General features: G+C 57.6%; 11 protein-coding genes. 10 read left to right on the top strand and 1 reads right to left on the bottom strand.

The features are described from left to right. The 6 genes from KOE80_RS02860 to KOE80_RS02835 all read left to right on the top strand — a co-directional run bounded on the left by KOE80_RS02860 (position 1) and on the right by KOE80_RS02835 (position 6,365). Complete coding sequence (locus KOE80_RS02860) at positions 1-1,467, top strand: protein adenylyltransferase SelO (protein WP_226348315.1); 1,467 nt, start codon at positions 1-3, stop codon at positions 1,465-1,467. Between the two features lie 93 nt (positions 1,468-1,560). Further along, positions 1,561-2,622, top strand: a complete 1,062-nt coding sequence (aroC, locus tag KOE80_RS02855) for a chorismate synthase (protein WP_035272817.1) — start codon at positions 1,561-1,563, stop codon at positions 2,620-2,622. A gap of 67 nt (positions 2,623-2,689) precedes the next feature. After that, the gene (locus KOE80_RS02850; protein WP_226348314.1) at positions 2,690-3,517 is read left to right on the top strand and encodes a M48 family metallopeptidase; all 828 of its coding nucleotides are present in this window, start codon (positions 2,690-2,692) and stop codon (positions 3,515-3,517) included. A 223-nt stretch (positions 3,518-3,740) separates the two neighbouring features. Beyond that, the gene (locus tag KOE80_RS02845) at positions 3,741-5,135 is read left to right on the top strand and encodes a sensor histidine kinase (protein WP_226348313.1); all 1,395 of its coding nucleotides are present in this window, start codon (positions 3,741-3,743) and stop codon (positions 5,133-5,135) included. Beyond that, positions 5,132-5,770: a response regulator transcription factor gene (locus tag KOE80_RS02840; RefSeq protein WP_226348312.1), complete on the top strand. Its 639-nt coding sequence runs from the start codon at positions 5,132-5,134 to the stop codon at positions 5,768-5,770. Before KOE80_RS02845 ends, KOE80_RS02840 begins: the two co-directional genes overlap by 4 nt. A 109-nt stretch (positions 5,771-5,879) precedes the next feature. Then, positions 5,880-6,365, top strand: a complete 486-nt coding sequence (locus tag KOE80_RS02835; protein WP_226348311.1) for a GlcG/HbpS family heme-binding protein — start codon at positions 5,880-5,882, stop codon at positions 6,363-6,365. 255 nt (positions 6,366-6,620) lie between these two features. On the opposite strand, the gene KOE80_RS02830 is transcribed toward KOE80_RS02835, so the two are convergent. Continuing rightward, the gene (locus KOE80_RS02830) at positions 6,621-7,052 is read right to left on the bottom strand and encodes a carboxymuconolactone decarboxylase family protein (RefSeq protein ID WP_226348310.1); all 432 of its coding nucleotides are present in this window, start codon (positions 7,050-7,052) and stop codon (positions 6,621-6,623) included. Positions 7,053-7,234: 182 nt separating this feature from the next. Between KOE80_RS02830 and KOE80_RS02825 the strand changes: the two genes are divergently transcribed. The 4 genes from KOE80_RS02825 (at position 7,235) to leuB (ending at position 12,201) form a co-directional block, all read left to right on the top strand. Continuing rightward, positions 7,235-8,668, top strand: coding sequence for a PLP-dependent aminotransferase family protein (locus KOE80_RS02825; protein ID WP_226348309.1), 1,434 nt, complete (start codon positions 7,235-7,237; stop codon positions 8,666-8,668). 275 nt (positions 8,669-8,943) lie between these two features. Beyond that, complete coding sequence (gene leuC, locus KOE80_RS02820; protein WP_226348308.1) at positions 8,944-10,347, top strand: 3-isopropylmalate dehydratase large subunit; 1,404 nt, start codon at positions 8,944-8,946, stop codon at positions 10,345-10,347. Positions 10,348-10,360: 13 nt separating this feature from the next. Then, positions 10,361-11,005: a 3-isopropylmalate dehydratase small subunit gene (leuD, locus tag KOE80_RS02815; RefSeq protein WP_009462149.1), complete on the top strand. Its 645-nt coding sequence runs from the start codon at positions 10,361-10,363 to the stop codon at positions 11,003-11,005. A 119-nt stretch (positions 11,006-11,124) separates the two neighbouring features. Then, positions 11,125-12,201: a 3-isopropylmalate dehydrogenase gene (leuB, locus tag KOE80_RS02810; RefSeq protein ID WP_226348307.1), complete on the top strand. Its 1,077-nt coding sequence runs from the start codon at positions 11,125-11,127 to the stop codon at positions 12,199-12,201. Positions 12,202-12,219 lie beyond the last annotated feature (18 nt).

Raw genomic sequence — 12,219 nt, 5'->3', positions numbered from 1 at the left:
ATGTCCAGCTTGTTCGATGGCCTGGCCATCAGTCACCATTTTGCGGATTTGCCCTCGGCTTTCCATACGGCGGTTCCGCCGCAACCCCTGGCCAATTCCCGCCTGCTGCACGTCAATAAGGAATTGGCGGCGCAACTGGGTCTGGATGTCTCCCGTTTGGGGGAACAGGAATTTCTGGATGTAGTCAGCGGCCAAGCCCCCTTGCCGGGTGGCCTGACTGTATCGGCTGTATACAGTGGTCACCAGTTCGGTGTCTGGGCAGGACAGTTGGGCGATGGCCGTGCGCATTTGCTGGGGCAAATCGATACCCCCACGGGCCCGCAGGAATTGCAGTTGAAGGGCGCCGGTAAAACCCCGTATTCCCGTATGGGCGATGGCCGTGCCGTGCTGAGATCCAGTGTGCGTGAATATCTGGCCAGTGAGGCCATGGCCGGTTTGGGCATTGCGACCAGCCGGGCCTTGGCCCTGGTCACTTCGGATACGCCTGTGTACCGGGAAACCGTGGAAACGGGCGCGATTGTGACACGTGTTGCCCCCAGTTTTGTGCGTTTTGGCTCGTTTGAACATTGGGCCAACGACGCAAGCCGTGTGCGTGAATTGTTGGACTATGTGCTGCGCGAGTTCTATCCGGAACTGCTGGTCGAAGGCGATTCGGAGCAGGAGCGCGTCTGCCGCTTCTTGCAGGAAGTGACGCATCGCAGCGCAGAAATGGTGGCCGACTGGCAGACTGTCGGCTTTTGCCACGGCGTCATGAATACTGACAATATGTCCATTCTGGGTCTGACCATTGACTACGGTCCGTACGGCTTCATGGACCGATTCCGTGTGAATCACGTTTGCAATCACAGCGATAATCAAGGCCGTTATGCCTGGAATGCGCAGCCTGCGATTGTGCATTGGAACTTGTATCGCCTGGCCAGTGCCTTGATGGTGCTGGATCCAGATGTGGATGCGGTGAAAGAGCGTTTGCAGACCTTTGAAGCTAGTTTCCTGAAGCGCTATCACGCCAATTTGCAGGCCAAGTTCGGCCTGCGCACCTGGCAGGCGGATGACGCGCAACTGGTCGATGACTGGTGGCGCTTGCTGCACAACAGCGGGGCGGATTTCACCTTGTCCTTCCGTGCTCTGGCACAGGCCAGCAAGGCACCCGAGGCTTTCCTGAGCCTGTTTGAGGGTTCCGAAGATCAGGCCCAGGCCTGGTGGCAGGCCTATAGCCAGCGCCTGACGCTGGACGGTTCCGACACGCCAGAGCAGCGCGAGTCCATGAACCGCGTCAATCCTTTGTATGTGCTGCGTAACCATTTGGCTGAGCAGGCCATCCAGGCTGCTGCCAAGGATGACGCCAGCGAAATTGACACCTTGCTGAAGCTGCTGCGCGACCCATACACCGAGCGGGCCGGTTTTGAGGCCTATGCCATGCCGCCGCCAGAAGGCAGTGCGGAGCTGGCCGTCAGTTGCTCTTCCTGAAAGACCGGGCGCGGTGCATGTCCGGATTCGGGAACAATGCCATAATCGTGCCTGTCTTTCATTTTTCCTCATTTCTTTGCGTTCACTTTCTCTATGTCCGGCAATACTCTAGGTAAAAGCTTCCGCGTCACGAATTACGGCGAATCTCATGGTCCAGCGATTGGCGCAGTGATCGACGGCTGCCCTCCGGGCCTGGAGCTGTCTGAACAGGATATTCAGTTTGAACTGGATCGCCGCCGTCCTGGCACCTCGCGCCACGTGACTCAGCGCCGTGAGCCGGATCAGGTGGAAATTCTGTCCGGTATTTACGAAGGTCGTACAACTGGCACGCCCATTAGCCTGCTGATTCGCAACTCCGATGCGCGCAGCAAGGATTACGGCAATCTGCTGGATACCTTCCGTCCCGGTCATGCGGATTACACCTACTGGAAGAAGTTCGAGAACCGCGACCCGCGTGGTGGTGGTCGCTCTTCAGCTCGCCTGACTGCGCCTACCGTGGCGGCCGGTGCAATTGCCAAGAAATGGCTGGCCGAGCACTTCGGCGTGAAGATTCGCGGCTATATGAGCCAACTGGGTCCTATCTCTATTCCTTTCAAAAGCTGGGATGTGGTCGAGCAGAATCCCTTTTACGCGCCAGACCTAGACGTGGTGCCGCAGCTGGAAGCCTATATGGATGAGCTGCGCAAAGAAGGCGAGTCCATTGGTGCCCGCATTGAAGTCGTGGCCGAAGGCGTGCCTGCAGGTTGGGGTGAACCTATATATGACCGTCTGGATGCTGATATCGCCCATGCCATGATGGGATTGAACGCGGTAAAAGGCGTGTCCATTGGCGCTGGCTTTGATTGCATTACGCAAAAAGGCTCGGAGCACGGTGATGCACTGTACCCCGATGGTTTCAAGACCAACCAGGCCGGTGGCGTATTGGGTGGTATTTCCTCCGGGCAGGCCGTGACGGTTTCCCTGGCGATCAAGCCTACTGCCAGCATCCGTACCATGCGTCCTTCCGTGAATCGAGCCGGTGAAGCGGTTGAGGTGCAGACACTGGGCCGTCACGATCCTTGTGTGGGTATTCGTGCCACGCCGATTGCCGAAGCCTTGCTGGCCATTGTGTTGATGGATCATTGTCTGCGTCATCGTTCGCAGTGCGGCGTCTGAAACTGAGGGTTTGCGCAGGACCCTAGCACTTCATTTTCTTGTCAGGTTTGTTTTTTTGGAGCTGAGCATGAAAGGTATTGCGAAAGGAAAACGCCTTTTGGCGGCGGGTTTGATACTGGCCGTGACGGGCTGTGCCACGGTGCAGACGACGGAAAGCGGGACGGTAGGTGTCGAGCGCAAACAATTCATCTCCAATCTGGTGTCCGAGGCCGAGCTCAATCAGGCGGCGGCCCAGAATTATGCTCAGGTCTTGTCCCAGGCTCGGCAGCAAAAGGCGCTGGATACCGATGCGGCCCAGACTCGTCGGGTCAAGTCCATTGCTCAACGCCTGATCGATCAAGTCGGTGTTTTCCGTGCGGACGCCCGCTCCTGGAATTGGGAAGTCCACGTCATCAATGAGGACGAAGTTAATGCCTGGTGCATGCCGGGCGGCAAGATGGCGGTTTACAGCGGCTTGATCAAACGGATTCAGCCAACGGACGCGGAACTGGCTGCTGTCATTGGGCATGAAATGGCCCACGCCTTGCGCGAGCACTCGCGTGAGCAGGTTTCCCAGAAAATGGCGACGTCTTTCGGCTTGACTGTTTTGTCCGCCCTGACCGGCGTGCAAGCCGTGAATGATCTGGGCGGTACGCTGAGCGAAGTGATGTTTGAGCTGCCCAATAGCCGTACCCATGAGTCCGAGGCTGATCTGATCGGGGTTGAACTGGCTGCGCGTGCTGGCTACGACCCGCGTGCGGCGGTGAGCTTGTGGCAGAAGATGGGCGCCTTGGAGCAGGGCAGAAGTCAGCCGGAGTTCCTGTCTACCCACCCGGCTTCCTCGACCCGCATTGCGGATTTGCAGGCGATCTCGGAGCGGGTCATGCCTTTGTATCAGCAGGCGGCCAAGCCGTGAGAGGCTGATTTTTGGATATCGAATCTTGAGGATCCAGACCTTGCCGGTCACAACGGTGCGGGGTAGCGGCATTGTTTAATATAGGAAAGCCTGGTTTTTTTTGACCAGTCGGCCTGGTTATCTGATTGCCTCCCATCCTCAAACTGCATCCATGAAATCGCGCCATCGTACCTTTCTATATGGTTTTTTGATTTGGCTCGGCCTGTCTTTGACTGGTGTCATCATGTTGACGCGCGCTGAACTGGCGCGGCTGCAGGAGGCATTTACGGTGCAAAGCAATATAGCCTACCGGCTGCTGGGCCAGCGTCTGGCCCAGCAGGACGCCATTTTGCAGATGCTCGCCCTGTTGCAGCCGCCCGTGCAGCGCATTGAGCGTCTGGGAACGTTGGAAGCCATGTTTCCTCAGGTCATAGCGATTTATCGCCAAGAGAGCGATGCCGCGTGGGCCAATCCTCAATGGCAGCAGGCGCAGTTGCAGTCTCTAAAGGCCGAGCGTGCCGTGTTGACGGATGTGCGGCTGGCGCAGGGGCGCTATGTTCTGCTGGTGGCGGCGCATCCGGCCAGCTTTGCCGTGCAACTGGATTTGAATGCCGCCATCGCCTGGGACGAATGGCCTTTTCAGCGTAATGGCAGTCCAGTGCGTGTGGTGCTGGAGTGGCAGGATCAACAATGGGTGATCAGTCCAGGATTGGACCATGCCGGGCCTGTGGTATTCCAGTCGGGCAAGACGCTGGCTTCCACCAGCCAGCCCTTTCAGTTCAACACCCGTCGCGTTGTGAGCTATGCCGACTTGCCTTGGGGGCAGGCAGCCTTGTTCGCCCTGGCCAGCGCCCTGCTGGTGGGGCTGGTCATCTATGTGCGCAAGCAACGTGAACAGACCTTGCGCGCTCAGGGGCTGCTGCGTATCGGTCAGGTGGCCCGATTGAATGCGCTCGGCGAAATGGCTGCGGGTCTGGCGCATGAGTTGAACCAGCCTTTGACCTCCGTGCTGGCCAATACACAAGCCAGCCTGCGGCTCTTGCAGGAAGATCCCCCCGACCTGGAGCCGGCGCGCGAGGCCATGATGCATTCGGTAGAACAGATCAAGCGCGCGGCCAGCGTGCTGACGCACCTGCGGCACAGTTTGCGTGAAAGCGGCCTGGCTGAGCAGTGCCGCCCGGTGTCCTTGACGCAGGTGCTGGGCGAGTCTGTGCACTTGCTGATGCCGGAGTTGGAGCGGCAGGGCATTACCCTGGAAAAACGTCTTCCTCCACACGATGTCGTTGTCGTCGGTGATCCCGTGGCGCTCGGACAAATCATCCATAATCTGCTCAATAATGCCGTATCCGCTTTGGGCGCCGCCCGGATCAGCAATCCGCGTATCTGGCTGGAGGTGCTGCTGCGAGCAGGGCGCGTGGAATTGACCGTGCGTGATAACGGCCCGGGAATCGACCCGCAGCATCTGGATCGTGTATTCGAGCCCTTCTTCACGACGCGTTCCGATGGCCTGGGTCTGGGCCTGAGCCTGAGCGAGTCGCTGGCTCAGGCCATGGGTGGCGGCTTGACGGCGTTCAACGACCCCATGGGGGGAGCCGTGTTTGCGCTGGAACTTCAACTCGTGGATGAAGAATCATCATGAACCCGACCGAAAATGGCTCTGGCCTGTCGCCCTTGATCCATCTGCTGGACGATGATGCCGCCGTGCGTCAAAGCTTGTCCTTATTGATCAGCACGGTAGGGTTACGCGTGCAGACTTGGGCGGATCCACAACAGTTTCTGGAGTCTTTCGATCGGCAGTCTATCGGAGCCTTGATTCTGGATGTGCGCATGCCCGGCATCAGTGGATTGACCTTGCTCGATACCCTGGTCGAGCAAGGCGTGGATCAGCCCATCATTTTATTGACCGGGCACGGCACAGTGGACATGTGTCGGCGCGCCTTCAAGGCGGGGGCCATCGAGTTCCTGGAAAAGCCGGTCAGTGACGATGTGCTGCTGGATACGGTTCAGCAGGCTGTGCGCCAGCATGTGCGTCGCCGCGCGCGGCTTGCGGCCGATCAATGGGTGCGCGAGCGTTACACCAGTTTGTCCGAGCGCGAGCGCGAGGTGCTGGCGCTGATTGTCGAGGGCCTGACCAATAAGGAGATAGGTCGGGCGTTGGCGCTGTCGCCCCGTACGGTTGAAACGCATCGCGCAAACTTGTTTGCCAAACTGCAGGTCGATAACCTGGCCCACCTGATTCGGCATTACGCCAGCTTGGTGAGTGCCTCTCCGTAAAACTACGTAGAGGCGAGGGTAAGCGTCCGAATAGTCCCGTTCGGGCGGCGCAAGTATAGTTTTCCCATGCCGACAATGTTGTCGGAACTGATGAATGGAGATTACTGCTATGTTGCGCTCTTCCCTTTTGATGGCGTTGTTGTTCGCCGCTGGTGCCGCCCAGGCCCAGGGTGTGCTGACCGAAAAAAACATCTCCCTGGATCTGGCTGATCGTCTGGCTGCCGAAACCGTCAAGCAATGTTCGGCCAAAGGTTACAACGTGTCGGCGGCTGTGGTTGACCGCGCCGGCGTACTGCGTGCGTTCCAGCGTGCCGACCAGGCCGGTCCGCATACGGTTAATGCCAGCATCGACAAGGCCTATACGTCCGCTTCGGCTCGCAGCCTGACCAGCGCCATGCTGGAGGGTTCGCAGAAAAATGCTGGCGCCGCCAATCTGGGTGATATCCAGGGCTTTTTGCTGCTGGGCGGCGGCGTGCCGGTCAAGGTCGGCAATGACACGATAGGCGCCATCGGCGTGGGCGGTGCACCTGGCGGCCACCTGGACGAAGCGTGCGCCGTAGGGGCCCTGGAAACCCTGAAGGCCGATCTGAAGTAAACGCATTCCTGCAAACTGGGGAGCCCCCCCTGAACTGACCCCCGGCACTTGGACATTCTTCCAAGCTTCGGGGGTTATTGCATGGCTAATTCAGTGGTCGCTTGATGTGATTGCCGCACGGCCTGCGGTAAAGGCAGGATTGTTGGCAAATAAGCCGTCCGTTCAGTGTTGCAGCTGAACGGTCTTATTCCGTCTGAAGATTGACTTCTGGCGCGGGGTTCTTGTTTCTTGTCGCTGCAGAATCATCACTCACGCTTACTTGCGCATGCTTATAGCCAGGCGATTGAAGGTGCTCATCAAGCCAATCGCAAAAGTCAGGTCCGAAATTTCTGCATCGCTGAAATGGGCTTTCAAAGGCTCGAAGTGCTCGTCGGGTGCATGGGTGTGAGCAATATCCACCATGGATTCCGTCCATTCCAAGGCTGCACGCTCGCGTTCGTCAAAATGCGCGCTGACACGCCAGCCTGCCAGACTGTCTATCTTGGCATTGGCCACACCCGAGCTACGCAAGGATGCGGCGTGCATTTCCAGGCAGAAGGAGCAGCCGTTGATTTGCGAAATACGTAAATTAACCAGCTCAACCAGTTCTTTGCCCAGGCTGCTTTTGTCCAAAGCCAGTTTTGTTTGCAGCAGGCCTTGGTAGGCTTTTGGGGACAAGGTGTCGTAGGGAAGGCGAAGTGCACTCATGGCGTATCCAATTGAAAGTAAGACAGGGGGAGAGGGCAGCCTTTCGCTTTGTGACTGTACGTGATTCAGGGTTTGTCGCAGTCTGATGATCTAGCCGGGCTGCCTGCTTTACTTGTTGATTATCCATGAGTAATGTCCTACTCATCAGGGACAAGAAATCAATAAATGACCAGGACATAGGTATGGATCTACGCCACTGGAAACCCAGCCGGGAACCAGGCATTCCTATTTATCAACAGCTGTACGAGCGCTTTCGGGATGCGATAGCGGCGGGCCAACTGCGCCCCGGCGACCGAGTGCCATCCGTGCGCAGCCTGGTCAGTGAGCTGAACGTGGCCAAGGGTACGGTCGAGCAGGCCTATCAAATCCTGCTGGGTGAAGGCTACTTTCTAGCCCGAGGGCCGGCAGGAACGGTAGTGTCACCACAGTTAGACCGGCTGGAGGCCAAGCGATACACCAGTGTGCCGGCTTCTCCCCAGCGCTCCTCGCCCTATGTACCCGCCGAGCACGCTCCACCTTTGCCGTTTCAAATGGGTTTGCCTGCTTTGGACGCCTTTCCGCGCAAGACCTGGACACGGTTGGCCAATCAGAATCAGCGTGCCCTGGGGGCCTTGGCAATGCGTTATCCCGATCCGGCGGGCTATGCACCGCTGCGGAGGGCCATTGCGGCTTATTTGGGCGTGTCACGTGGCATAGCGTGTCTGCCCGAGCAGGTGTTTGTGACGGCGGGCTATTGGGGGGCGCTGGAACTGGTGTGTCGTAGCGTTCTGAATCCGGGAGATGCGGGCTGGTATGAAAACCCCGGCTATATCTTTGCCCGCCAGTTTCTGAAACAGGCGGGTATGCAGGCGTATGCGGTGCTGCTGGATGAGGAAGGTCTGGACCTTATCGCCGGGCAGCAGCACTGCCCACAGGCACGTTTCGCCATCGTGACACCCACCCATCAAAGTCCTATGGGCATGGCCATGTCTTTGCCCAGACGCTTTCAGTTGCTGGATTGGGCCAGACAGCAGCAGGCCTGGATTGTAGAGGACGATTACGACAGTGAGTTTCGCTACCACGGTCGTCCTTTGCCTGCCCTGAAAAGCCTGGATAGGGACGATAGGGTGATCTATACCGGCACCTTCAGCAAGGTCCTGAATCCCGGCTTGCGTCTGGCGTACTTGGTCGCACCATTGTCTCAGGTGGGGCGCTTCCAACAGGCGGCTCATTATTCAGGCGGGCCGGGGTCCATCCTGACGCAGGCCACGGTGGCGGACTTCATGGAGCAGGGCTATTTTGCGCGGCACCTGCGCAAGATGCGGACCTTGTATGCCCAACGACGTGCCTGTTTGGTGCAGGCGCTAGAGCAGACCTTGGGAGAGCGTTTGCAGATACAAAGCCAGGCGGGGGGCATTCATGTGCTCGCCAATCTGAAGCAGGCTGAAGATGACCGGGTTCTGGCCAAGGCGGCGCAGGCAAAAGGTTTGGCGGTGCAGGCACTGAGCGATTGGCAAATGCCGCCTGCCGTGCATAAGGGCCTGTTGATGGGCTTTGCCAATATCAGTGATCAACGCATGGCAGATGATTGGGTTCGGCGCTTGAGCGCAGCTATTGCCGTTTTCAGCAATCATTAAGGCAGGTCATTCTTATTTGATTTGTTATCAGGTAATCGAGCTATTCGAGTTGCCTGGTGAGCGTTCTGTCCGTGATTCCGTCATTAGATTGCGGATTTATGCCGTTACTCCGTGTTGTTCGGCTCTTTTGGTTTTTTGGTTCAACTATCCTAGTAGTTTCAATACTAGGATAGTGACTGGCCTTGTCCCAGTTACTGCGCCTGTCATAATAAGAAAAAATTTATGTGCAGCCCGTTCTGTACGGGTTGTAGTCTTAACTGAATCGCGAGAGCGCAATGGCAAAAACCTTATACGATAAGTTGTTCGACGAACACGTCGTGCATCAGGACACGGATGGCACCTGTTTGATCTACATTGATCGCCACTTGCTGCATGAAGTGACCAGCCCCCAGGCCTTTGAAGGTCTGACACTGGCCGGCCGCAAGCCTTGGCGCATCAGTGCCAACCTGGCTGTGGCGGACCACAACGTTCCCACCACCTCCCGCCAGAACGGTATTGCAGACCCGATCTCGCGTCTGCAGGTTGATACCCTGGACGCCAACTGCGAAGAATTTGGCATTACCGAGTTCCGCATGAACGATGTGCGTCAAGGCATTGTGCACATTGTTGGCCCCGAGCAGGGCGCTACCTTGCCTGGCATGACCGTGGTTTGTGGGGACTCTCACACCAGCACGCACGGTGCGGTAGGTGCCTTGGCCTTTGGTATCGGCACTTCGGAAGTTGAGCACACGCTGGCCACCCAGACCTTGCTGATGAAGAAAAGCAAAAGCATGCTGATCCAGGTGGATGGCAAGCTGCCTTTTGGCTGTACCGCCAAAGACCTGATCCTGTACGTGATCGGTCAGATCGGGACTGCCGGTGGCACAGGCTATGCCATTGAATTTGGCGGCTCGGCGATTCGTGCCTTGTCCATGGAAGGCCGCATGACGGTGTGCAATATGGCAATTGAAGCCGGGGCGCGTTCGGGCATGGTGGCTGTGGACGAGCAAACCATTCAGTACCTGCGTGGCCGTCCTTACTCGCCCAAAGGCGTGTTGTGGGATCAGGCCGTGGCTTACTGGAACACCTTGCACACTGACGAAGGTGCCGAGTTTGACCGCGTGATCCGTATCGACGCCAGCCAGATCACCCCTCAGCTGACCTGGGGCACCTCGCCAGAAATGGTGCTGCCTATTGACAGCCGTGTACCCGATCCAGAGAAAGAAAAAGACGAAGTTACCCGCAATGGCATGGAGCGTGCCTTGGAATACATGGGCCTGACGCCCAATATGCCCTTGACCGATATCCGTATCGACCGCGTGTTCATCGGCTCCTGTACCAATGCTCGTATTGAAGACTTGCGTGCAGCCGCCAGCGTGGCCAAGGGTCGCAAAGTGGCGTCCAACGTCAAGCAGGCCATGATTGTTCCAGGCTCCGGTCTGGTGAAACGTCAGGCCGAACAAGAGGGTCTGGACAAGATTTTCCTGAGCGCCGGTTTTGAGTGGCGTGAGCCTGGTTGCTCCATGTGTCTGGCCATGAACGCCGACCGTCTGGAACCTGGCGAGCGTTGCGCTTCGACCTCCAACCGTAACTTTGAAGGACGTCAGGGGCAGGGTGGTCGTACTCACCTGGTCAGCCCAGCCATGGCAGCGGCCGCCGCCATTGCCGGCCATTTTGTCGATGTGCGTTCGTTCAACTGAGGAAATCCACACCATGCAAGCATTTACTACTCATGAAGGTCTGGTCGCTCCCTTGGATCGGGAGAACGTGGATACGGACTTGATCATCCCCAAGCAGTTCCTCAAATCCATCAAGCGCACCGGCTTTGGCCCCAATTTGTTTGATGAATTGCGCTATCTGGATCATGGCGAGCCCGGCATGGATAATTCCCGCCGCCCGCTGAACCCGGATTTTGTGTTGAACCAGGACCGCTACCAGGGCGCTTCCGTGTTGCTGGCGCGCAAGAACTTTGGTTGTGGTTCCAGCCGTGAGCACGCTCCCTGGGCCCTGATGCAATACGGCTTTCGCGCCATTATCGCGCCGTCCTTTGCCGATATTTTCTTTAACAACAGCTTCAAGAACGGCCTGCTGCCTATCGTCCTGAACGAGCTGGATATTGCCCGCCTGTTCGATGAAGTCAAAGCCTTCCCCGGTTACAAGCTGCGTATTGATCTGGCCGAGCAGCGCGTCATTACGCCTGAAGGTCGTGAACTGCCGTTCACCATTGATGCCTCGCGCAAGCACAGCCTCTTGAATGGTCTGGATGAAATTGGCCTGACCTTGCAGAAAGCGGACATGATCCGTCAGTACGAAGCCGAGCGTCTGGCCCGCCACCCCTGGCTGGTTGGGCAACCTTGAGCATAGGTGCAGGTTTTGTAGAAGCCTTGCTGTGGCCGTCTTCCTAGGCGGCCAAGATGCTCCGGCCAGTTGGCCGGAGTTCTTCACACTTACTTCCTAATTTTTACGTTCTACTCATCATGACTCATAAAATCGCAGTATTGCCCGGTGACGGCATCGGTCCCGAGATTACCGAACAGGCTCAACGTGTACTGGGCGCTCTGGGCATGGATCTGGAAATGACCGTGGCTCCGGTGGGCGGCGCCGCTTACGATTTGCACGGCCACCCCCTGCCACCCGAAACCTTGAGCCTGGCTCAAGGCTCCGACGCCGTGTTGTTCGGCGCCGTGGGTGACTGGAAGTACGATTCGCTGGAGCGCCACCTGCGTCCCGAGCAAGCCATTTTGGGTTTGCGTCGTGCCATGGACCTGTTCGCCAATCTGCGTCCCGCCATTCTGTACCCACAACTGGCCAACGCCTCCACCCTGAAACCCGAAGTTGTGTTCGGTCTGGATATCCTGATCGTGCGTGAACTGACCGGCGACATTTACTTCGGCCAGCCGCGTGGCGTGCGTACCGTGGAAGAGGGTAACTTCGCGGGCGAGCGTCAGGGCTTTGACACCATGCACTACGCTGAAAGCGAAGTGCGCCGTATTGCCCACGTGGGTTTCCAGGCCGCACAAAAACGTCAGAAGCGCTTGTGCAGCGTGGACAAGTCCAACGTGCTGGAAACGTCCCAGTTCTGGCGCGACATCATGATTGATGTGGCCCGTGAGTATCCGGACGTGGAATTGAGCCATATGTACGTGGACAATGCCGCCATGCAATTGGTCCGTGCACCAAAAGAATTCGACGTGATCGTCACAGGCAACCTGTTTGGCGATATCCTATCGGATGAAGCAGCCATGTTGACAGGCTCCATTGGCATGTTGCCCTCGGCATCTCTGAACGCATCCCAGCAAGGTTTGTACGAACCCAGCCACGGCTCGGCACCCGATATCGCCGGTCAGGACAAGGCCAATCCTTTGGCCACCATTTTGTCCGCTGCCATGTTGCTGCGCTACTCGCTCAATGCAGAAGACCAGGCCAAGCGTATCGAAGCGGCGGTTGCCAGCGTGCTCGAACAAGGTTTGCGTACCGGCGACATCTACGAAGACGGTTGCCAATTGCTGAGCACCAGTGCTATGGGGGATGCAGTGCTCAAGGCTTTGCGATAGTATCTTTTATCGTTTTAT

The sequence above is a fragment of the Alcaligenes sp. 13f genome, assembly GCF_020496585.1.
In the GTDB taxonomy this organism is placed as follows: domain Bacteria; phylum Pseudomonadota; class Gammaproteobacteria; order Burkholderiales; family Burkholderiaceae_B; genus Alcaligenes; species Alcaligenes phenolicus.
The sequence above is the reverse complement of the archived record's forward strand: the minus strand, read 5'-3'. Positions and strand labels throughout refer to the sequence as shown.